This window comes from Desulfoluna butyratoxydans (assembly GCF_900699765.1).
GTDB classification, from domain to species: domain Bacteria; phylum Desulfobacterota; class Desulfobacteria; order Desulfobacterales; family Desulfolunaceae; genus Desulfoluna; species Desulfoluna butyratoxydans.
Genome location: NZ_CAADHO010000015.1, coordinates 1 through 21,974, shown reverse-complemented (window position 1 = coordinate 21,974; position 21,974 = coordinate 1). Strand labels below are relative to the sequence as shown.

General features: G+C 58.0%; 19 protein-coding genes, 1 tRNA gene, 2 CRISPR repeat arrays and 2 riboswitches. Of the genes, 4 read left to right on the top strand and 16 right to left on the bottom strand.

Annotated features, from left to right (window positions below; translation table 11 throughout):
* Positions 1-134: 134 nt before the first annotated feature.
* From MSL71_RS24760 to larE, 11 genes are all read right to left on the bottom strand, one after another.
* Positions 135-767: a precorrin-8X methylmutase gene (locus MSL71_RS24760; RefSeq protein ID WP_180146676.1), complete on the bottom strand. Its 633-nt coding sequence runs from the start codon at positions 765-767 to the stop codon at positions 135-137.
* On the bottom strand, positions 764-2,167 hold the full coding sequence (locus MSL71_RS24755) for a cobyrinic acid a,c-diamide synthase CobB (RefSeq protein ID WP_180146673.1): 1,404 nt from the start codon (positions 2,165-2,167) through the stop codon (positions 764-766). Before MSL71_RS24755 ends, MSL71_RS24760 begins: the two co-directional genes overlap by 4 nt.
* Complete coding sequence (locus tag MSL71_RS24750; protein ID WP_180146669.1) at positions 2,157-3,095, bottom strand: ABC transporter substrate-binding protein; 939 nt, start codon at positions 3,093-3,095, stop codon at positions 2,157-2,159. The genes MSL71_RS24755 and MSL71_RS24750 overlap by 11 nt, the downstream gene beginning before the upstream one ends.
* Positions 3,088-3,885: an ABC transporter ATP-binding protein gene (locus MSL71_RS24745; RefSeq protein ID WP_180146666.1), complete on the bottom strand. Its 798-nt coding sequence runs from the start codon at positions 3,883-3,885 to the stop codon at positions 3,088-3,090. The genes MSL71_RS24750 and MSL71_RS24745 overlap by 8 nt, the downstream gene beginning before the upstream one ends.
* 2 nt (positions 3,886-3,887) lie before the next feature.
* Complete coding sequence (locus MSL71_RS24740) at positions 3,888-4,967, bottom strand: FecCD family ABC transporter permease (protein ID WP_246317928.1); 1,080 nt, start codon at positions 4,965-4,967, stop codon at positions 3,888-3,890.
* A 259-nt stretch (positions 4,968-5,226) separates the two neighbouring features.
* Positions 5,227-6,204, bottom strand: coding sequence for a sirohydrochlorin cobaltochelatase (locus MSL71_RS24735; RefSeq protein ID WP_180146664.1), 978 nt, complete (start codon positions 6,202-6,204; stop codon positions 5,227-5,229).
* A gap of 58 nt (positions 6,205-6,262) precedes the next feature.
* Positions 6,263-6,526: a hypothetical protein gene (locus MSL71_RS24730; RefSeq protein ID WP_180146661.1), complete on the bottom strand. Its 264-nt coding sequence runs from the start codon at positions 6,524-6,526 to the stop codon at positions 6,263-6,265.
* Between the two features lie 182 nt (positions 6,527-6,708).
* Positions 6,709-6,957, bottom strand: a riboswitch (cobalamin riboswitch).
* Positions 6,958-7,192: 235 nt separating this feature from the next.
* Positions 7,193-7,400: riboswitch (cobalamin riboswitch) on the bottom strand.
* A 135-nt stretch (positions 7,401-7,535) separates the two neighbouring features.
* Positions 7,536-8,966 carry a carbon starvation CstA family protein gene (locus tag MSL71_RS24725; RefSeq protein WP_180146658.1) on the bottom strand — a complete coding sequence of 477 codons (1,431 nt, stop codon included), beginning with the start codon at positions 8,964-8,966 and terminating at the stop codon, positions 7,536-7,538.
* Between the two features lie 203 nt (positions 8,967-9,169).
* Positions 9,170-10,888 (bottom strand): LytS/YhcK type 5TM receptor domain-containing protein, encoded by a 1,719-nt coding sequence (locus MSL71_RS24720; RefSeq protein WP_218951135.1) that lies wholly within the window; start codon positions 10,886-10,888, stop codon positions 9,170-9,172.
* Between the two features lie 423 nt (positions 10,889-11,311).
* Entirely contained in the window at positions 11,312-12,085 is a 774-nt protein-coding gene (locus MSL71_RS24715; protein WP_180146655.1) for a LytR/AlgR family response regulator transcription factor, read from the bottom strand.
* Positions 12,086-12,240: 155 nt separating this feature from the next.
* Positions 12,241-13,056, bottom strand: coding sequence for an ATP-dependent sacrificial sulfur transferase LarE (larE, locus tag MSL71_RS24710; protein WP_180146652.1), 816 nt, complete (start codon positions 13,054-13,056; stop codon positions 12,241-12,243).
* 126 nt (positions 13,057-13,182) lie between these two features.
* Here larE and MSL71_RS24705 point away from each other — a divergent pair, with 126 nt between their 5' ends.
* From MSL71_RS24705 to MSL71_RS24690, 4 genes are all read left to right on the top strand, one after another.
* Positions 13,183-14,646: a cell envelope integrity TolA family protein gene (locus MSL71_RS24705; protein ID WP_180146649.1), complete on the top strand. Its 1,464-nt coding sequence runs from the start codon at positions 13,183-13,185 to the stop codon at positions 14,644-14,646.
* A gap of 372 nt (positions 14,647-15,018) precedes the next feature.
* Positions 15,019-15,978 carry a universal stress protein gene (locus tag MSL71_RS24700; RefSeq protein ID WP_180146646.1) on the top strand — a complete coding sequence of 320 codons (960 nt, stop codon included), beginning with the start codon at positions 15,019-15,021 and terminating at the stop codon, positions 15,976-15,978.
* Positions 15,979-16,123: 145 nt separating this feature from the next.
* Positions 16,124-16,198, top strand: a tRNA-Gly gene (locus tag MSL71_RS24695).
* A gap of 334 nt (positions 16,199-16,532) precedes the next feature.
* Positions 16,533-16,874, top strand: a complete 342-nt coding sequence (locus MSL71_RS24690) for a LexA family protein (protein WP_180146643.1) — start codon at positions 16,533-16,535, stop codon at positions 16,872-16,874.
* Here MSL71_RS24690 and MSL71_RS24685 read toward each other — a convergent pair.
* The 5 genes from MSL71_RS24685 to MSL71_RS24665 form a co-directional block, all read right to left on the bottom strand.
* A complete protein-coding gene (locus MSL71_RS24685) occupies positions 16,871-17,137 on the bottom strand; it encodes a hypothetical protein (protein ID WP_180146640.1) in 267 nt (88 codons plus the stop codon). The two genes, MSL71_RS24690 and MSL71_RS24685, sit on opposite strands and share 4 nt — an antisense overlap.
* Positions 17,138-17,494: 357 nt before the next feature.
* A CRISPR array of direct repeats spans positions 17,495-18,197; the repeat unit is 37 nt; unit sequence GTCTTAATCCCCTCGTAATCGGGTCAGTGTTTCAGAC.
* 451 nt (positions 18,198-18,648) lie between these two features.
* Positions 18,649-18,987: direct repeats of the CRISPR family, unit length 37 nt; unit sequence GTCTTAATCCCCTCGTAATCGGGTCAGTGTTTCAGAC.
* A 702-nt stretch (positions 18,988-19,689) separates the two neighbouring features.
* Positions 19,690-20,565 (bottom strand): hypothetical protein, encoded by an 876-nt coding sequence (locus tag MSL71_RS24680; protein ID WP_180146637.1) that lies wholly within the window; start codon positions 20,563-20,565, stop codon positions 19,690-19,692.
* Complete coding sequence (locus MSL71_RS24675) at positions 20,541-21,236, bottom strand: hypothetical protein (protein WP_180146634.1); 696 nt, start codon at positions 21,234-21,236, stop codon at positions 20,541-20,543. Before MSL71_RS24675 ends, MSL71_RS24680 begins: the two co-directional genes overlap by 25 nt.
* A complete protein-coding gene (locus MSL71_RS24670) occupies positions 21,233-21,712 on the bottom strand; it encodes a baseplate complex protein (protein ID WP_180146632.1) in 480 nt (159 codons plus the stop codon). The genes MSL71_RS24675 and MSL71_RS24670 overlap by 4 nt, the downstream gene beginning before the upstream one ends.
* On the bottom strand, positions 21,709-21,974 hold a 266-nt coding region (locus tag MSL71_RS24665; RefSeq protein WP_218951134.1), incomplete at its 5' end, for a hypothetical protein. The genes MSL71_RS24670 and MSL71_RS24665, both read right to left, overlap by 4 nt.

Genomic DNA, 21,974 nt, shown 5'->3' with positions numbered 1-21,974 from the left:
TCATGTTAAAGGCGGATGTGATTTGACTCGAGGAACGAGGGTCAAAACGCATTCGCAACCTGCTTTCAAGGTATTTTCGTTACAGTGGCTTCGCCACACTTGCCGCCGGAGGCAGTTTTTTAAGAGCTATGTAGTTACCTCTTCTGTACGCCCTCGGCAGAGGCCATGATGGCCAGAGCGTTGACGGCAGCGGCGGCCACGTTGGAGCCGCCTTTTCGTCCCACGTTGGTGATGTACGGAACCCCCGGGGTTTCGAGGAGCTCGGCCTTGGACTCGGCCGCGTTCACAAACCCAACAGGAAAGCCAACGATAAGGGCGGGCTTGATGCGCCCTTCCCGCACCAGCTCCAACAGGCGAAGCAGGGCGGTGGGGGCGTTGCCCACGGCGTAGATGGCCCCGTCGAGACGATCTGCCACAGCGTCCACCGCAGCCCTGGCCCGGGTGATGCCCCCGGCTTTGGCGGTGGCAGCTACTTCGGGATCGGCCACCAGGCAGGTCACGCTTCCCCCGAAGGAGCCCACCTCCATTTTGCGGATCCCGGACAGGGCCATGTTGGTATCGGTAAAGATAGGCTTTCCGCCGCGAATGGCGGCGATGCCGCGTTCAATGGCCTCGGGGTGAAACCGAAGGCTCTCGACGTATTCAAAATCGGCGCTGGTGTGAATCACGCGGCGGGCAATGGGCCACTCCGCGTCGGAGAAGCCGTGGTCACCGGCCTCTTCTCCGATAATCTTGAAGCTCAGGTCTTCAATCTCCTGGGGTTTCATCGTGTCGTTGACTCCTTGTACGCGTTGCAGCGGGCCACAAACGCCTCCCCTACCCCGGCAGAGCTTCCGAAGTGAAGGTGGACGTAGCTGCCCAGTGTATTGCCCTTGACATACCCTTCGTCGGGAAGGGTGCGATGGGTACGCGGGGTGACCCGGTAGATCCGGTCTGCCTTGGGTTCTCCCACGGGTTTGGAATAGTGAAACTCATGGCCCCGCACGGTGGTGCCGGACGGGCCGAGCAGGGAGGTCTCTTTCAGGGTAATCTCCCGGTAGCCCAGGGCGCAGCGTTTCTCCTGCATGCGGGTCTCCAGGGGCAAACAGCCGGTCATCTCCCAGCGGCGTCCCTCAAAATCGGTGATGGCCTCGGAGAGGTACATGAGCCCGCCGCACTCGCCGTAGACGGGCATACCGGCATCGGCGGCGGCTTTGACGGCACGTCGCATGGCGGTGTTTCCGCTGAGGGCTTCGGCAAAGAGCTCGGGGTAGCCCCCACCGAAATAGATGCCGCTGATCCCTTCGGGAAGGGTTTCATCTTCAGCCGGAGAAAAAAAGTCCAGAGTGGCCCCTGCTTTTTCAAGGGTCTCGAGATTATCCGGGTAGTAGAAGCAGAAGGCGCTGTCCATGGCCACGCCGATCTTGACGGGTTGGGCGCTTTCGGGGGTGATCCCTTTGGATTCTTCCTGGCTTAGCGAAAGCTCACCGGCCCGTTCCAAAAGAAGATCCAGGTCGATGTGGGCCTCCACGGTGTCGGCCAGGTGATCGGTTTCCGTGCCGGAGAGTACGTGCTCTTCGTCGGTGACAAGGCCCAGGTGACGTTCGGGAATCCTCAGGGCTTCGTCCCGGGGAATCCCGCCCAGGCAGGGCATGTCGCTGTGGACCGACAGGGCCTCGGTAAGATAGGTGAGGTGGCTCTTGCTACCGATATTGTTAAAGACCACGCCCAGGAAATTGAGCTCGGGGTCAAAGTTTTCAAAGCCGGTGACCAGGGCGGCGGCGCTTCGGGCCATGCTGGCGGCGTTCACCACCAGGATCACGGGGAGCCCCAGCCACTTAGCCATCTGGGCCGATGACCCGGCCTCGTCGGTACCGGAAAAGCCGTCAAAGAGCCCCATCACCCCTTCCACCACGGCCAGGTCCGCCTGGGCCATGGTGCGGGAAAAGGCATCCCGGCAATAGTCCCTACTGAGCATCCAGCCGTCCAGGTTCCGGGAGGCCCGGCCCGTCACCCGCCGGTGATGGCCCGGGTCGATGTAGTCCGGCCCCACCTTAAAGGGCGCCACATCATACCCGCGCCGCTTCAGCGCCGCCATGATGCCCAGGGACAGGGTGGTCTTGCCGCTGCCGCTGGAGGTACCCCCGATGAGAAAACCTGATTTGCCGTGAATCGCCTTACTGCCCATGCGTTGCCAGTCCTTGTATGCTCGGTTCAAAGAGAGTGGGGTATAAAATTGCCCCGATACGCCGGGCCCCTTCCAGAAGGGCCGGGGTGGGCCTGGAGACCAGGGCCTCGTCCACAAAATGAATCTCGCCCTTGCGCACGGCCCGGATCAGGGAAAAGCCGGGTTCCTTTTCGATCTCTTCCCGGGTGACGCGGTTCATGCGCCCCTGCTGCACCAGGTAGACGTCGATCATCGGCCCCTTGGCCAGGAGGCGCTCCTTGCCGTAGATGGCGATGTTGCTGCCCTTGGATGGCACGGCGTCTTCAGCCACGTTGACGCCCCCTGCCAGCTCCAGTGCCCAGGCGGCCATGGAGCCTTTGGAGAAGGTGCGCAGCTTGCCGTGCATGGCCTCGAAGAACACCCTCCGCTTTTCCGGCACCGTCCGGGTGACCTCGTGGATGCGGCGGGTCTCTGTTTCAAAGGCCGACACCAGGGAGCGTGCCTGGGCCTCGTGACCGCTGAGGAGCCCCAGGGCCACCCAATAGTCCATCATCTCGTCCACGGTACCGGGTTGCAGGGAGACCACGGTGATACCTCGGGCTTTAAGGCTGGACACCAACCTGCCGTAGCCCCGCTCGATCATGGGGCGAATCAGCACCAGGTCAGGGCGTGCCGCCAGGAACCGCTCGGTGCCGTCGTGGTAGGAGAACCGGGGGAGCTCTGCTGCCCCGTCGCTCTTGGACGCGCCGATAAGGACATCTGCGGCCCCCATGGCCAGGAGGTTGTCTGTGTGTGCGCTGTAGAGGGAAATGATTCGTGTAAAGGGTTTGTCGAAGGTCACCACCTGGCCCGCAGCGTCGGTGATCCGGGCGGCATCGGCTGCAGGAGCCATAAACAAACCCATGAAGCCAGCACACACGCAGAGGATGCTAAGAAAAATTCTACCCATGGAACCCTCCGGCGTTAAAGAGCACCTGCCGGCTCCCGGTGGTTTCATCTTCCATGACGCGCGCCCTCACCCCGAACACCTCCCAGAGAGTCTCGGGGGTGAGGGTCTCCTCCACGGAGCCGGACACGGCCATGCGCCCCTCTTTCAAAAAATGGAACCGATCACAAAAAAGCGCGGCGGTGTTGATGTCCTGAAAGACCCCCACGGCGCATCGGTTTTCCCGTTTCACCTTCTCGCGCACCACGGAGAGAAGACTCAAGGTGTGTTTCATGTCCAGGTTGCTGGTGGCCTCGTCCAGGATCAAGACGGGCGTATCCTGGGCCAGGGCCCGGGCAAAAAGGGTCCTCTGGCGCTCTCCTCCGCTCACCTCGGTGACGGGACGGTCTGCCAGGTGACGGATATCGGCCACGGCCATGGCCTCGTCCGCCAGTTTGAAGTCGTGCTCAGACGGCGAGCCGAACCGGTCGATGTGGGGGTGCCTGCCCATCATCACCACCTCCCGCACGGAAAAAGCAAAACGCACCTCGTGGCTCTGGGACACCACCGCCACCTGCCGGGCCACCTTACGGGCCGACAGCTTTCGGACCGGAGTCCCGAAAAGTGTTGTGCTCCCGGCATCGGGATCCATCTGTCCGCTCAAAATTTCCACCAGGGTGCTCTTTCCCACCCCGTTGGGCCCTAAGATGGCGTGGAACACCCCGCCCTCAAAGCGGGCGTCGATGCCCTTTAGCACCTCGCGCCTGCCGCGCGTAAACGAAATTCCCTCCATGTGGAGCACGCTGTCCGTCATGCCTATGCCCCCCCTCCCATGCGGCTCTTTCGAAAGATCACGCAGAACACCGGCCCGCCGATGAGGGCCGTCAGCACCCCGATGGGCACTTCATAGGGTAGCACCGCACGGGTCACGGTATCGGCAAAAAGCAGGAGAACCGCCCCGATGATAAGGGTTGCGGGAAGAAGCTTCCGGGCGTCCGGCCCGGTGACAAACCGCACCATGTGGGGCACAAGAAGCCCCACAAAGCCGATGATGCCGGAGACCGCCACGCAGACCGCCGCCACAAGGGACGCGGCCACCAGGAGGATAAGGACCGTCTTGGAGGTATCCACCCCCAGGCTTCGGGCGCTTTTTTCGCCCAGGGCCAGAAGGTTCAGATCCCGGGCGTAAAAGAGAAAGAGGAGAAACCCGGCCCCGGAAACGCCGGAGAGAACAGCGGCATCACGCCAGGTGGCCGCGGCAAAGCTGCCCATGAGCCAGAAGATGATGACGGAAACCTGCTCGTCGGCCAGGTATTTCATAAAGCTCAAACCCGCCGAGAGGATGGCCGACACCATGATGCCCGATAAGATGAGGTTGGAAGAATCGATACCGCACCGCAGCAGCCGCCCCGAGGGCGAGGCCATGGCGATGACGATAAACAGGGTGAGGATGGCGCCCCCAAAGGCAAAGAGGGGAACAGACAAGAGGGTCTTGCCCATGCCGAAGAGAAGGGCCACGGCCGCGCCAAAGGCGGCACCGGAGGAGACGCCCAGGGTATAAGGGTCGGCCAGGGGATTCAGCAGAATGTTCTGGTAAACGGCCCCTGCCACGGCCAGCCCGGCCCCTGCGGCTGCCGCCGTCAGGATGCGGGGAAGCCTCACCTCCCAGACCATGACCCGTGCTGTTTCAGCCGCTACGGTGGCCCCGTCCGTACCGGTCACCCCGTTCCAGAGTGCCCCAAGGACATCCTGAAAGGAAAACGCCACAAACCCCATACGGGCCGAGAGCAGCACCGCGCAGAAAAGGAGCGCGCACAGGCACACCAGCCCTGCCGAGCCTTTCATCAGGGCAAGGGAGGGTTTTGTTTTCCTCATGGACTCCGTGGCGATGGTCATGGGGGGGCCTTCCATCAACGTTCGGGTTTAAAAGCGAAAACCTCCGGCGGCAAGGTGTGCCACCTTGAAATCAGGTTGCGGATGCGTTTTGCCCCTCGTTCCTCGGGTCAAATCACATCCGCCTTTAAACAAAACTCACCCAAAAAGGGTTTTAAAACCTGTTTGTTAAACTTTCATGTCGCGCCGTAGCCCTTGGGCGAAGGCGGATTAAAAGTTTAGCCTCCGGCAGGGCCGCCGGAGGCAACCAAACCATAGAAAACTACTTGCCGGTGTGAACCGTTACCGCGTCCACGGCATGCTCGGCGTAGAGCTTGGCCCACTCGGGGTTCTCACCCAGGCCTTTGAGCTCGCAGGTCACTTTGATGCGCATCTTTTCAATAACGGTCTTCCAGGCGTCGTCTTCGTCTCCGGCCATGTCGTTCCTGGCATGGTCACCGGCAACCACCATAAAGGGCTTCATGAAGACCTTCTTGGTTTTGATGTGTTTCAGGGCGGTGGTGACGTCATCGAGGCCGGGGTACCCTTCCACGGTCCCCACCAGGGTGGTGACCTCGGGGTACATGGAGTTCATGGTCTTCTGGAATTCAATGTACGCGCTGGTGGGGAACACCTCGTTGCCGTGGCCCATGTAGACCAGGACAGCGCCCATCTTCTTGGCCTTTTTCACGTCCGCTGCCATGGTCTTGGCGGCGGCTTCAATGTCATTGCGGTACTCGGGATGCAACCCGGCTTTGCCCAGGGCGGGACGGCCCAGGGTCATGTAGGAGAAGGGCTTCCATTTGGCGCGGAGGGTGTCGATGCCTGCAATGGCGTCCACATAGGCCTTGAGGTCGAGGTACTCTTCGCCTGCGTAGACGTGGGTGGTCTGCACCACCACGCGTTTTTTGCCCTCTTCCTGCAGGGCACCGAAGGTGGCCAGGGGGCCTTTGACATCGTAAAGCCAACCAGGGACGCCGGGGTTGGCTTTTTTCCAGGCGGCGTCATCGGCGCGGTCGTGCCAGATGCCCCGGATGATGTTGGAGGTAAAGGCGTGCTTGATCTCCGCCTTGGGGAACTCTTTTCTCATCTCTTTGTCGATGGTGAGGATGGCCTTAAGGGCTTCGGGGTAGCTGGTGCCGAAGCTTGCAATAACCACGGCGTCCACCGCCTCTTTTTTGGTGGCAGCCGTGGCCGGGCTCATGGCAGGAAGGATAGACAGTGAAACAATCAGGAACAGAAGGGTCGCTTTTTTCATCATTTTTTTCCAATCTCCGTTCGTAACAGGTGTATTACAATCATATGACATCGCCGGGGGGTCAACCGATGGACCAGATGGGAACGCTGCCTCCTTTTAAAGCAATGCGCCCCTTTTCATACCCGGCCATACGGCACTGAATCGAGGTAAACCCCTTGGATATCATGCGCCACCATGCCCAATGGATGTCTCCCTCTCCGTCCAGAGGAGAGACCACAGCCACCTTGTCCACATCAAAGGACACATGGCCGCCCTTAAGCAGGTCATCCGGGGCAACGCCTTCGGGAAGTTGCCCCTGCACACACAGAATCATGCCTTTTTTCATCATCGGCTCCTTTATAAACTGATCATTTACAAAGGACCGGAGACCGGCTGACTCCTTGCACAGCCCCTCCGGTCCGACCATCACCGAAAAAGGGCTGTTCCCTGTTTGCTTCGCCCTTTTCATTACGCGGTTCCCCTGTTCTCCGCAGGAGCGCTTTGTGATGCGACATTCCGCACCCAAAGCAACGCGTCTTATGCCGGGCAGGTCTTCTGACTCCCGGGCCTTCCGAACGGCGCACCTTCCCGCCCTGATTGCCGCCGGCCTGAAAAGGAGGGCCAGCAGCGGGCAGTGGCTTATGGATAAGAGGGAGTCCCCTCACCCGTGCCGTACGGTTCCCGGTTACAGCGGCGGGACCGTTCCCGATTTTCACGGGATTCCCTTCCTGCGTGTATGCAAGACCCCTTGCGGGGACCCGGTCACGTACTCACCCGAAAATCCGCCGCCGTGATGGGCGCAGATTAACGGGCTTCCAAAACAAAAAATCCCCATGCCTGCAATCGTATGCAGGCATGGGGATTCCGTATTCAATCCTCACGGTCGGGCGCACCCTTTACCACGGCAGTGCGCCACTTCTATATGATTCAATCCCCGTGTTCCGGCGGCTTTTCCTGTTTCAGGCCGCCTCTCTCACCACGGTGGAGATATGACGAAAACATCAGACAACGGGACATCATATAGCGCATGGCAGGTCTTCTGACTTCCGGATCATCCGTACCTCCGCGCCTTCCCCTCATTGTTCGACCCGATTACTTCGGACGCATCAAGAAAGTGGCGTTGTTGCGAAGGACGTCCCCGGTTACAGCGGCGGGCCCGTCTCCGATTCTCACGGAGTTCCCTATTAAGCATTAGCTGCACCAAGCATAGGATGTGATCCTAAGCCACACTTTTCCGGTTGTCAAGCCAATCTAAGGCCCGTGCCCCATTCCCTGCCCGACGGCCATCCCGTTAAAATTCCGAACGATGGCACCGGACAGGGAACATGCAGGGGCGATGCATTCACAGGGGCTGCTTATTCAGCAAGCCCGTCGGCACGTTTCGCTGCCCGTACACCGGAGAACTTGAAGAGGAAGAGACCGAGCAGCACCACGGCGGTACCCACGCCAATGACGGTGGAGGTTCCGATGGAGAGCCCGAACCCGATCTTGGCCTGAAGGATAAAGGTAACCACCACGGAGGTCATGAAGGTCGCCGGCAGGCAGGCGATCCAGTAGTTCTTCATCTCCTTGGCAAGGAACACGGCTGCAGACCAGAGAACGAGGGTGGCCAGGGCCTGGTTGGAGAACCCGAAGTAGCGCCAGATGATCCCGAAGTTCTGGGTGGAGATTACAAAGCCCAGGGCAAACAGGGGCACCGCGATCATGAGCCGCTTGGCGGTCTGGGACTGGCTCACCTTGAAGGACTCGGCCAGGATCAGTCGGGTACTTCGGAAAGCGGTGTCCCCGCTGGTGATGGGCAGCACGATAACCCCGATGACGGCCAGGAAGCCGCCCACAGGCCCCAGAAGGACGTTGGAGACTTCAGAGACAACGGCTGAAGGAGTCCCTGCGGCAATCACGGCGTTAAGAGCTTCCGGGGACTTGTAGAAGGAGAGCCCCACGGTGGCCCAGATCAGGGCGATGATGCCTTCAAGGATCATGGCGCCGTAGAACACAGCGCGGCCGTCTTTTTCGTTTTTGACGCACCGGGCCATCAAGGGAGACTGGGTGGAGTGGAACCCGCTGATGGCACCGCAGGAAAGGGTGATGAACAGCAGGGGCCAGATGGGCTTGTTCGCAGGATGGGCGCTGGTGGTCACATCCAGGTTGGGCAGGATCTCATAGCCACCGAACATCAGGGCCACCACAGTGGCAACAGTGGTGATGAGCAGCAATGCGCCCAGAAGGGGATAGATCTTTCCGATGACTTTGTCGATGGGAAGGATGGTGGCGAGGAAATAGTAGCCGAAGATGGCAAAGATAAAAATCTGGGTATTCACGCCGGTCAGCCCGGTGAGGAGCTTGGCCGGGGCCAGAACAAAAATAACGCCCACCAGCATGAGGAGCACCACGGAGAAGACTCGCATGGCCTGTCGTGCGGGCATGCCGAGGAAATCACCCACCACCTCGGGGATGCTGCCCCCGCGGTTACGCATGGAGAGCATGCCGGAGAAGTAGTCGTGAACCGCCCCGGCAAAAATACAGCCGATGACAATCCAGACCAGGGCCACCGGTCCGTAGAGGGCCCCCAGGATGGGGCCGAAAATGGGGCCGATCCCGGCAATATCCAGGACCTGAATAAAAAGGACCTTCCACTTGGGAAGGGGCATGTAGTCCACCCCGTCCTCAAGCTCGTAGGCAGGGGTTTTTCGGGAGCTGTCCGGCCCGAAGGTTTTTTCAACAAACGTACCGTAGGTAAAGTACCCGAGAATCAGTGCAGCAACGCACGCAAAAAAAGTAAGCATAATATATCTATCCTCCATGACAAAACGCATTGATCGCCCTTGGGGCGGTTCCTCTTTCACACCTGCTGTTGTAGCGGAATAAAAAGGGGATACGCCACGCTCGAAACGGCCCATGTCGTTTTTCGGGGATGGAATGCATCAGGAGGGTGCCGAAACAACATGGCCGCCCAAAGGGGCGGCCATAGAGCTTTCAAAAAGGGAGATCAGGGACGCGCCGAAGGATGGTTCCGGGGGATGGAAAAGGAGACCTCCGTACCCTGGCCCTGGGTACTCTCGATGACCATGCGGCAGGAAGGGCCGTAGATCCGTCGTAGCCTCTGGATGGTGTTCCGCACCCCGATGCCCTCACCGGCAGCTGCCAGCTCCTCGGGGTTGTACAGGCGGCCCACCGTCTCCTCGGACATGCCCACGCCGTCGTCGGTCACCCGCACCGTGAGAAGCGTTGCATTACAGCCAATGGAGACGGTCACCGTCCCCCCCTTCTCATTGGGGGTGATCCCGTGCTTGACGGCATTTTCCACTACGGGCTGGATCACCAGGGCGGGGATGGGCCAGTTGTCGCACCCCTCCCCCACATCAAGCCGGTAGGAGACCCGGTCGCCGAAGCGGGCCTGCTCAATGGCCAGGTACGCCTCCACCTGCTCCAGCTCCTCCTGTACGGTGATGTAGCCTTTGCTCTGGTCAAGGTTCCGGCGCATGTAACTGGACAGGTCCAGGATCAGCTCCCTGGCCCGGTCGGGCCGGGTACGGCAGAAGCTGGCGATGGTGTTAAGAGAGTTGAAGAGAAAATGGGGGTTGATCTGGGCCTGGAGCCGCCGGATCTCCGCATAGGCCAGCATCCGGGCCTGGATCTGGATGTCTTCCAGCTCCAACTGGGTGGAGAACAGCACGGCAAGCCCACGGGCGGTCTGAAAGTGGACCTTGTCCAGGGGTTTTTCCCGGGTGCCGTAAAACTTCAGGGTCCCCACGATGCTCTCCCCCTTTTTCAAGGGGACGATGATGCCGTGATGGAAGGGGCAGCCATGGTGCGGGCAGGCGATCTCCCGCTTCGTGTGCCGGAACAGGGGCAGCCCGTCGTCCAGAACCATGCCGGTGGCGGCGGTGCGGATGGGTTCACCGGCAATGTGATGATCCGCCCCAACCCCCATGTGGGCCAGCACATGGGTGGTATCCGTGATGGCAACAGCCGCCACGTCCACCTGTCGGAAAATGATCTCAGCCGTCTTTTTGGCCGAGCCCGCCCCAAGCCCTGCGCGCAGATACCCCACGGTGAGGTTGGCGATTTCCAGGATCTGCTGGACCTGGCGGGATTCCCGCCGCTCGCGCTCCCGAAAGAGCCCCTTGATCAGCTCCACAAAAAAGGCCGCCCCCACAGAGTTCACGAAGATCATGGGCACGGCAATGAGCCGCACCAGGTCCACGGCCTCGGAAAAAGGCTTGGCAAACAACAGCACAAGCCCCATGTGCATGGACTCTCCGGCCACCCCCAGACCGAAGGCCACCTTCCAGTTCATCACCCGTGAGCCGTACCATCCGGCCAAAAGCCCGGCGGCCACACCTTCCAAAAGCGTGGCCGTGGCACAAGGCGCCGAGGTAAATCCGCCGATATCAATAAGGAAGCGATGCCCGCCTGCAATGACACCAGCCCCAAGCCCCACCCAGGGGCCGCCGAAAAGCCCGCCCGTCACCACGGCCATGGCCCTTAAGTTGGCAAAGGCGTCGTGGACCGGATCGAACCCGTAGTTGCCCAGAATGGCAAACAGGCCGAAAAAGCAGGTCAGAACAGCCTTCTCCACCCAGGGGTGCTTCCCCAGAAAGGTCTTGCCCGCCGCCCCCATGTTCAAAATGAGAAAGGCCGCGGCCACGGTGAGGCCCAGGTGCTCTATAAGGGTGATCAACAGATGGGTGATGGATACATCCACGTTCGGGTATTCTCCTTTAAAAAAGCCTCCGGCGGCCAGGGGATTTTTGGCCTAAGTGGCTTCGCCACCCCTGGCCCCCAGGTTCGCGAATGCTCTTTCGCCTTCGCTCCTCAGGCTCATCACATTCGCTGACGGGCGTCGCCCGTAGTCTACAGCATAGCGCGCTCACGAGAACTTATATATCCATAAGAAATCACGAGAAATATTCCCAAAGCACCTCGGATTATATCAACCCCATAAACGAGGGAGAGATGATCCGCATCCTGGAGTCCAGGGCACATCCTCTGGCCGCCAAAGGCGCACTTTTTCCAGAATATCTACCTCAACCGTAGACCGCACAGACACCAAGGGGCCAGACTTTCATAGGTACCGGTCGTTTTTTGGAGATGCGGGGACTTTTCCGGGGGCTGGAACGACAGGGAATCAGAGCCCAAGGTTCTCCTTGAGGCCTTTGACACGGTTTCGGCTCACCACCACCTCGCTGGCGGCGGGGTCATCCATGACGAGGAGGTACTTGCCGTTGTACCAGCTGGTGACCTCGCGGATGTGCTTGAGGTGAACCAGGCTGGCGCGGTGGACGCGATAGAAGGGGTAGCCTGCCACCAGCTCTTCGAGGCGATCCAGGGTGGGGGCACCGTGGGAGATGTAGTCGCCGTCATGGGTAAAGACCCGCACCCGTTTTTCTTCGGCCCGGCAAAAGATCACCTCGTCGGGATCCAGGAGCAGCAGGCGTCCCTGGCTCTCCACGGACAGGCGCACCACATGGGGCGACCTGGCGCCCAAAGCCTCCAGCAGCCTTGCCATCTCATCACCCGGAGCCGAAGACTCCGCCTCCAGCCGCTCCCTGGCCCGCCCAACGCCCTTGGCCACGCGTTTCATGGAAAAGGGCTTCAGGATGTAGTCCACAGCCTGCTCGTCAAAGGCCTTCACCGCGTACTGGTCATAGGCCGTGCAGAAGATGAACAGAGGCGCCTTGTGCAGGTCGCCGCAGGCTTCAATCACGTGAAACCCGGTGTGACCCGGCATGTTGATGTCCAGAAAAACCAGATCCGGCTTCAAGGTGCCGATCTTTTCCACCGCTTCTTTGGCGGAGTTGGCCGACCCCACCACGGTGACATCCGGCAACCCCGACAACAGGTAAGCCAGCTCGTCCACGGCAGGCTGCTCATCATCCACCACCAGACATCGAATTTCCATACCCCCTCCCATATAAGCGCCGACGCACATCGCATTGCCACTATATACATCCCGAAGGCAACACGTCAAACAGACACCAGGCCCTTCAAAACGCAAAAAAGCGGGATATCGCCGGGCGACTCCCGCCATGCCGTGCCACACAACCTGGCCGTATTTCAGCTCTCTTCCAACACCCGATTCATGCGGCCCTGGCCGTAGCCCTCAAGATCGGCGGCCACATGGAGATACCCTGCCTGCCTCACCGCAGCCACCACCTGCGCCATCAGCTCCTGATCAAACACACGCCGCAGGTCCTCCTGGGAAAACTCGATCCTGGCCACGGTCCCGTGGTGCCGCACCCGATAGTGCGAAAACCCCAAATCGTCCAGGGCAGCCTCGGCAGCCTCCACCATGGCAAGGGCCTCCCGCGTGATCTTCTCTCCGTAGGGAATACGCGTTGCCAGGCAGCTCATGGCCGGTTTGCGGGCCACAGACAGCCCCAGTGCCTCGGCAAGCTCCCGAATCTCAGACTTATAGAGGCCCGCATCCACCATGGGTGCCCCGATACCGAGCTCTTCCGCGACCTTAAGTCCGGGGCGGTAGTCCCCCAGGTCATCGCAGTTCACCCCATGCACTACATTGCTCACCCCGAGGGCCTTCGCTTCATTACTCATCTGCGTGAACATACGGCGTTTACAATAATAACATCGTTTGGGGGTGTTCCCCAGAAAATCCTCATCCTCCAGCATGCCGGGATCATAGAGGATATGCCGAACCTTCAGTGCCTTGGCACAGGCCCTGGCCGCTTCGATTTCACGACGCGAGTGCACAGGGGAGACCGATGTCACCGCCACAACGTTCTCTCCGAGGGTATCTACCGCTGCTTTCAAAAGCAGTGTGCTGTCCACGCCTCCAGAAAAAGCTACAGCCAGGGATTCGTATGTTTTCAGGCGTGTTAAAAGGGTTTTATACTTTGTTGTACTGCGATTCACAGGGGTCCTGACTCCACCAAAATGGTTTACAATTGTTTACAACTTTTATATACATGACCGTTAACAAGTAGAAAATAACCAGTTGGCATCATATTATAAATAATTGAGATTTTCAAAGGTGATCACATGGCAAAGGAAACCGTAAAAAACTCAACCGATGCGCCCAAGGAGGCCGCAGCCAAGGAAGAGTCTCCCAAAAAGGAGAACAAAACAACGGCTGAAAAGACCACCGCAAAGAAAGCTCCCAAGTCTAAAAAAGCCGTAAAAAAGGCAGCAGCCACCAAGAAGAAAAAAGAAGAAAAAGCATTAAAAGCAGAAGCTAAAACCACCACCGCCAAAAAGACCACCGCGAAAAGCACCACGAAAAAAGACGGTGCCGCTGAGGCCAAGAAGCCTGCTGCTAAAAAAACCACGGCAAAAAAAGATGATGCCAAGGCCAAAGCCGATGCAAAAAAGAAGGCTGACGAAGAGGCGAAGAAAAAAGCTGAAGAGGAAGCCCGCCTGAAGGCCGAGGAAGAGGCCAAGAAAAAAGCCGAAGAAGAAGCCCGACTCAAAGCCGAGGAAGAGGCCAAGAAAAAGGCTGAAGAGGAAGCCCGTCTGAAGGCAGAGGAAGAGGCAAAGAAAAAGGCTGAAGAAGAAGCCCGACTCAAAGCCGAGGAAGAGGCCAAGAAAAAGGCTGAAGAGGAAGCCCGAATCAAGGCAGAGGAAGAGGCCAAAAAGAAGGCTGAAGAAGAAGCCCGTCTGAAAGCGGAAGAAGAGGCAAAGAAAAAGGCCGAAGAGGAAGCCCGACTCAAAGCCGAAGAAGAGGCAAAGAAAAAGGCTGAAGAGGAAGCCCGTCTGAAGGCAGAGGAAGAGGCAAAGAAAAAGGCCGAAGAGGAAGCCCGAATCAAAGCCGAAGAAGAGGCAAAGAAAAAGGCTGAAGAGGAAGCTCGACTCAAAGCCGAGGAAGAGGCAAGAATTAAAGCCGAAGAGGAAGCCCGACTCAAAGCCGAGGAAGAGGCAAGGATAAAAGCTGAAGAGGAAGCCAAACGCCAGGCTGAGCTGGACGCCAAAAAGAAATCCGAGGCAGATGCTCGCCGCAAGGCAGCCGAAGAAGCCCGCGCCAAAGCCGAGCAAGAAGCCAGGGTTCAGGCCCAGGAAGAGCAGCGCCTGCGTGAGGAAGCCGCCAAAAAGGCCTCCACGCGAAAGCTCATCACGGCTGTCTGCGCCTTCGGCGTATTCGTCCTGATCCTCATCGCCTCCAGCGCCTCCAACACCTCCAACTACTTTGTCACGACCAAAAAGCACTCCACCTTAATATATAAGGGAATCTTCTCCCCCACCGGCAAGGAACTCCTCATTGAAATCCCCACGGCCGTGACCCTGGATACCGTCAAGGAGACCTACACCCTTCAGGAGGTGAAGCCCCTGATCTTTGCCCACCACATGAATTCGGCATCAGCCCTTCGCACCACGGAAGGGGTTCCCGATCTTGAGGCCATCATCGCATCCTACGAAGCTGCCGTGGACTTTGCCCCCGGCACTGAGGAGCTTGACGAAGCCCTTAAGCAGCTGGAAGCAGCCAAAGACGTCTTAAAGGCCATTGAGTAGTCGCCAGCCTGATCGGTTGACGCACTGCTTATAGAAAAGACCACCCTGCCTCCCATACTGGGGAGGCAGGGCTATAAAAATACAAAAACCCCGCCCCCAGAAATTGTTTAAGGCATCCATTCAGGCAATCCCCTGCCAGCCCTTTTTCCAACGTGTAAAGACCATCACCACAGCCCCTCAGCGCCCCAACGGACCCCACAAACCAACACGCTGAAATACAGAACAATTCCCCTCAACACACCCTTGGCACACCCCTTGCTCTAACATTGATCAGACAACGCAACACGACTCAAAACCAGACCGGAAGACGCCGCCCCAGACGCACTGCATGAGACCGATCCGGTCATCCATCCCACACCCAAGGAGGCCCAGGTGAACGATCTCCATCAACGTGTCCTCATCCCTGTAGACGGATCCATTCAATCCACCCATGCCGCACTCTACGCGGCACGCATCCTGATCCCTGAAAAGACGACGTTCACCCTGTTTTTGGTGGAAAATGTCGTGCCGGAAACATTCTGGGACAACCAGTCCGACGGCATGGAAGGCCCAAGCCCCGACAAACTGGGCGGTTGGTGGGAAGAAAACCACATCCGCTACAACCGCAAGGTCATCGAAAAAATCCGCACCGACCTGATCAAAGAAGGGTTTTCAGATGAATCCGTGGAGGTAAAAATCCGCCCCAGGCGGGTGGGCATTGCCCGGGACATCATCCGGGAGTCTAAAAAGGGCTACGACTTGGTAGTGGCCGGTCGCATCGGCCACAATATCCACACCGGGGCCATCCTCGGCAACTGCGCCCGCAAGCTCATCGCCTCGGTGAACCACGTGCCCCTGGTCATCGTTGGAGGCAACCCCGACAGCACTGGCGTGCTCATCGGCTTCGACGCCTCCGAAGGCTCCAAAAACTGCGTCCGGCAATTGAAAAAAAGCGTCACCCGAAACATTGAAAAAGTGAAAATCTGTTATGTGTCGCGCTCCCTCAACCTCATGAGCGGCTCTTTTGACCCCTTCCAGGCCTCACTGGACGCATACAACCTCATGGAGCAGGAACACCAGATCCACCACCAGTCCCGCATGCGCCCCCACCTCCAGAAGGCCGAAACCATCCTCAGGGACGCCGGGTTCGACCGGGCAGGCGTGGACTCCATCATCCTGCGCTCCTACCTGAGCCGCTCCGAGGGGCTCATGGACGAAGCCAAGAAAAGCGGCTACGACACCGTCATGGTGGGGCGCCGGGGCCACTCCATTGTGGAAGACTTTCTCCTGGGCCGAGTGGGGGACAAACTGGTCCAGATGGGCCAGGACAGGGCCATCTGGCTTGTCAATTAACGACCGTTCTCAAACAAGGGCCCATGGACAGCCCCGTATCAACCACGATTTAAACCACTTCCATCCGCCCTGTTTTTTCGGTTCAAAAAACGCGTCAAAGGGATTGACGCCATCGGAAAATGCCATTAGTATACGTCCCACATGAGCGGGAATAACTCAGTGGTAGAGTGTCAGCTTCCCAAGCTGAACGTCGCGGGTTCAAGTCCCGTTTCCCGCTCCATGAAAGGTAATAAATTCAATGGGTTACAAGTTTGATTTGCACAAAAAACGTGTGCAAAACTTGTGCAGACTTGATAATTCAAAGAGTTACAAAATACGAAGCCGTGAAGAGGTACCAAATCTTCACGGCTTCTTTGTTTTCAAGGCTCTTGGGCGTTTTGCCCATCACGAAAAATGGGCCCGGCAAAAGCCTAAGCAAATCACGTGCCACTACTTGCGTTTGTGCAAAACGTGTGCAGATTTGTGCAGGGTAAAACACCTTGCAAGGACACCCTGGAAGACAAACATTTCCCCTCATTTTTTCCCGACAACGACCTTCAAGGATACCTGTTCCCATGGCCACCGTCACCTTCGATCCGGATTGCTCCATGGACCTCAACCTGGAGCTGATCAAACGCCCCGCCTCCACATTCTTCATGCGTGCCGCTGGCACCTCCATGACCGGCGCCGGGATCTACCCGGAAGACATCCTCATCGTGGACCGCTCCCTGGAAGCAACAGACAGAAAGGTGATCATCGCCATCGTCAACGGCGAGCTCACCGTCAAGCGCCTCAGGCTAAAAGACGGCCGCGCCTTCCTGGTAGCAGAAAACGAAGGCTACCCACCCATCGAGATCACAGGCCACATGGAGTTTGCTGTGTGGGGTGTGGTGACGTATGTGGTGCACTCGGTCTAACAGAGCTTTGGCTTAAGAGATCCCCCTCTTCTGTTCTGGGCCTGGGTGCGCACCTCTTCCTGCCTCACCAGAGCATCGGTGTGCCTCTCAAGGGGTATGGCGATGATTTCAAGGTTACGGGCAAGGACGTTCAGAATCTGCGACTCACCCGGCAACTCATGGGCAAGCCGGTCGGCCAGGGCCTCCAGGGCAGCCTGGGTCAGAACGATTTCAGAAACACAATTCGACAGATTGGCAAAATGGGTCATGCGGTTGGTGGTCATGGTGGGCCTCGTTGGTATTTTTTTGATGAAAGGTAAAAGCTGCGCCTCCTCCGCAAAACAAAAGAAGCGACACACTGCTCAAAAACCCTACCAACAAGGGCTCCCGGTCCTCACGGATACCGGACAGTGTGCCGCTCCTTCTGACACCTGAGGCGTGGATACACCACAGGCGTAGAGAAATCTGGCGCTCATTCTCACCATCCTGCTTTGAGACAGAATTGTGAAGGGGAGGCACCCCTTGTTGGTGATTAAAGCGTGCCAAAAAGTTGAGTGGAAGGTCAAGGAAAAAGTTGAGTGGCCTGCAGGCCCAAGGATTCACGGCAGAGAAAAAGCCCGTTCATCAGAACGGGCTTTTTCTTTTTGATCCCCTCGTAATCGGGTCAGTGTTTCAGACGCTCAAGAATTTCAATGCAGCTCCGAAAATATTGCAACAGTCTTAATCCCCTCCTAATCGGGTCAGTGTTTCAGACAAGAACTGCAATGCCCGTGCTCTGCGAAGACAAAACGTCTTAATCCCCTCGTAATCGGGTCAGTGTTTCAGACGCAGGATCTCCCGGTAAGGAACCCGGTTTTGGAGCCCGTCTTAATCCCCTCGTAATCGGGTCAGTGTTTCAGACTGAAAAAAGACCTCACCGATGCCGCCAGCGCTCACGCGTCTTAATCCCCTCGTAATCGGGTCAGTGTTTCAGACGCTTTGGCTAATCCTCCCCGAATCTTTTTCTTGGACGGAGTCTTAATCCCCTCGTAATCGGGTCAGTGTTTCAGACACGTTGAAGAAAAATCTTTGTCAGAAATTATCAAAGTCTTAATCCCCTCGTAATCGGGTCAGTGTTTCAGACCCCCATTGTTCTTGGAATTCACGTTTGGGATTCATGCATGTCTTAATCCCCTCGTAATCGGGTCAGTGTTTCAGACTTTCTTCAAAAATTTTTTCAGGGGCTATGCCCCAAGGTCTTAATCCCCTCGTAATCGGGTCAGTGTTTCAGACTACACAAACCGCAACCCCGTCCCCGCCGGCTGCTGGTCTTAATCCCCTCGTAATCGGGTCAGTGTTTCAGACAGTACCCCTCTCAAATCCTTGGCTGTCAAGGCCCCCAAAAGCCAAAAAGGATAACCTCCGAAGGTTGACTCACTTTTAACTATTCTTGAAAATTTTCTGGAACCGAATTTCATATGATTCACCATAAAAATCAGAACCATACCAAAACCGGATAAACTAGCGTCTTTTCAGTCGTCCAAAAAAAATCTAGGGCAACGCCTGGTATCAGGGCCTCTTCACAAAAAACATGGCCTCGGGCCATCGTGGTAACCATATGACTCATGACTGCGAAGAAGGCTTTCAATGGTGAATCCACCATATATTATGCAGTAAATCAAGTTCAAAATGATTACGGCCACATGCCACAGGCTATCCCTCTCCAATGCCAAGTACTGCGAAGCATTAAAAATGAACCCACAGGACCGGCCAATCCACGGAAAATAAAAAGCCCGCTCATCAGAACGGGCTTTTTCTTGTTGATCCCCTCGTAGGCGGGTCAGTGTTTCAGACCAACTCTTGGGGTGCCCTTTACGTCGTGTATGCGACGTTGTCTTAATCCCCTCGTAATCGGGTCAGTGTTTCAGACCCATGCCCCGCGGCCGAACGCCGCACCCTTTTTGACGTCTTAATCCCCTCGTAATCGGGTCAGTGTTTCAGACACATTTCTGATGGCGGCAACAGCTAATAACGTAGAGAAAAGTCTTAATCCCCTCGTAATCGGGTCAGTGTTTCAGACGGTTAGCCTGTAGTTCGGAAAGCCTCATAACAACTGTTGTCTTAATCCCCTCGTAATCGGGTCAGTGTTTCAGACAGTACCACTCTCAAAGCCTTGGCTGTCAAGGCCCCCAGAAGCCAAAAAGGATAACCTCCGAAGGTTGACTCACTTTTGACTATTCTTGAAAATTTTCTGGGACCGAATTTCATATGATTCACCTTAAAAATCAGAACCATACCAAAACCGGATAAACTAGCGTCTTTTCAGTCGTCCAAAAAAAATCAAGGGCAACTCCTGGTATCAGGGCCTCTTCACAAAAAACATGGCCTCGGGCCATCGTGGTAACCATATGACTCATGACTGCGAAGAAGGCTTTCAATGGTGAATCCACCATATATTATGCAGTAAATCAAGTTCAAAATGATTACGGCCACATGCCACAGGCTATCCCTTTTCAATGCGAAGTTCTGCGAAGCGCTGCAAACGTGGCATTCCTTTAAAACCGACGAAGCCCCAGTAACAACGGGCTTCCATCCCCCTGTTGCACCCACCCCTTTAGTTGCAAAAAAACGCTCCAAACCTATCGAAGGTGAGGTGTGGAGGAGTGAAATTTTTCCCGGGTCTGGGATTTTTCACGGATGGCGGGGCTTTGGGCGGTTTCCTGTCGGCGCTAAAAAAACGGCACAGGAATTTTGCCTGTGCCGTGGGCTGAGAAGCCCGTTGTTATTGGGGGATCACGGATTCGGGGTGTGGAGGAAGGAGAGGTACCGGCGGCTGGATCAGCCGCCGGTTTGCGTTTTAGCCCTGGATGGAGTCGATGTCGGATTTTGCAATGGCCACGGTGGTGGCCTTGGCTGCCACCGTGCCGGCTGCAGAAGACTGGCCCACCCCGGGGTGGGTGTGGCTGGCCAGGGCGGATAGGGCATCTTTGATGGCGCCCAGGGCGCTGGTCAGGGTGGGAAGGAGAGAGACGCCACCCGGGGCACCGATGGTGATGGCCGGGGCGGCCAGGGTCACGGCGGCGGCGTTGATTGCCTTGGGGCCGGTGACGGTTTCGGTGGAGGATCCCCCCACGGTCTCGGCATGGGTGCCGGAGACAGTGACCGTCTTTTCTCCGGACGACTCGGAGCGGGCCCCGCTTGCGGTATCGTCCACGGTCTGGGCCTGAAGCCTGCGCAGGGCCGTGGCCACCTCCTCGATGTTCCGGGCGGCGTCGAGGATGTCCTGGTCTGTTTTCCGCTCCCAGTTGCCTGCGGCATCGTGGAGCTGGTGAACACCCGGGCGCTGTTGCCAGAATCCGGAGCCATCCGGCACGCCCGGCATGGAGAGCCCCATGGGATAGACGTGCTGGATCACCGGGTGATCGGGGCGACCCTCGACCCACCGCACGGTGACGATGGTGCCGGGCCGGGGCCAAAGAAAAAGCCCGGCGTCGGGCCCTGCGGCCGGTACGGGCAGGGGCACGGCTTCGAACCGGGGGAAGTCCGGGGCGGGCTCGCCCTCGGGGGTCAGGATCTCAATGTCCGCCGCCCAGTAGGGCCGGAACCGGTCACAGGTCGCCCCGGCCACGGGCGGGTCGGAGATCTTCACAACCCGGGCGTACCGGTCCAGGTGATAGCCTCCGGAGAGCTCCGGGAACATCCGGAGCACTATGCGTCTAATCGCTTCGCGCATGTCACCACCATAAAGTGTTCTTTGAGTTGCAGGCTTGTGATGTACTGCCCGTTCATCTGCACACCGGGTCGCAGCCCGGGAATAGCTTGAAGTGTCTTGGTGCCGTCAAGCTGGACGTCCTGGAAGAAGGTCTCCGGCACGGTGAAGGGCTTGCCCGCCCACCGGCTGTCCTCCCATGCACCCACGAAGACCTGGCCATCGCCCTGCTGCTGCCATATGTAGTTGGAAATGGCAAACACGGCGCCCATGGAATCAAGGCCGTGGATGCCGTTGGCGATGGTCTGGAAGGCCGGGCACGGTGTGTCTGCATAGCCCGCTTCCGGAACCACAAAAGAGAGCCCGGTTTTCCGGGCGTAGACGCCCAGCACGTCCCGAAGAGAAGCATTCCGGATCGACACGGGCAAGGAACCCCACAGCACCGCCGAAAGCTCCCGGCAAAAAAGGCGTTGCTGCCTGGCGTCCACCGTGTGGCTCCGAACCACAAACCCGGTGAAAAACGCCACCGGGTCCTTCCGGGCATCGCCCATGGCCATCTCCACAACACCTGAAAGGGGCTTGTCGCTGATCACCGTAAAATCCGCCCGGCCCGGCGTGGAGATATCCAGGCTCACATGCTCCCGAACCAGGGGCACCGGTTCCCCGGCCACCATCACTATCTTCTCCAGCTTCACGTCAAGGCCTCCGCGTTTTCCAGAACATCATCAAAAGAATCCGCCCCACGGCCATTCCTCCACGAAGACTGAAGCTTCACCGGCTTGCGCACCTCCACCCGCTCCGGGTTGCTCTTGCACTCCCGCAGGGTAAAGGAGACCTTCCACATCTGAAGCCCCCCTGCCTCCTCCCAGTTCACATGCTCGGCAAACTGCACCTGGCGAATCCCCACGGCATTGGCCGTGGGGTGGGTGATGGTCCAGATCTTCCGGGCCCCTTCTTTGTTTAAGGTCTCGGCGGTCTGGATCAGGCCCCCCAGGTCCTTGGCCCTGGTAAAGGGGATCTGAAGCGACACCCGCAGGATCTTGGGCTTGGTCCCCTTCTCCACGGCATCTGTCCCCGAAGTCTCCCCGGCGATGTCCTCCGTTCGGAACTCCAGGTTGCCTTTCACCACCAGGTTCTTGCCGGGCACTTTAAAATCATCCAGTTGCATCATGGGGCTGTGTACCTCGTGGGTTTGGGGGGTTGTTCGGGCCAGGGGACGTCCCCTCCAGGCCAAGGCCAGCCGGACTGGTCGGGAAGGTCGCACAGGGCATCGGCCCAGGCGTGCCAGGCGGCGCGCTGGGTTTTGTAGTGGGCCTGGGCGGCGGGGTTGTCTTCGGATGAGTCGATCCAGCGGGTGAGCTGTTGGGCTGCTGGCTGGTATTCGACCTTGAGTTTGTCGTCACGGGTTGCACGAATTTGCATTGCCGAATTTT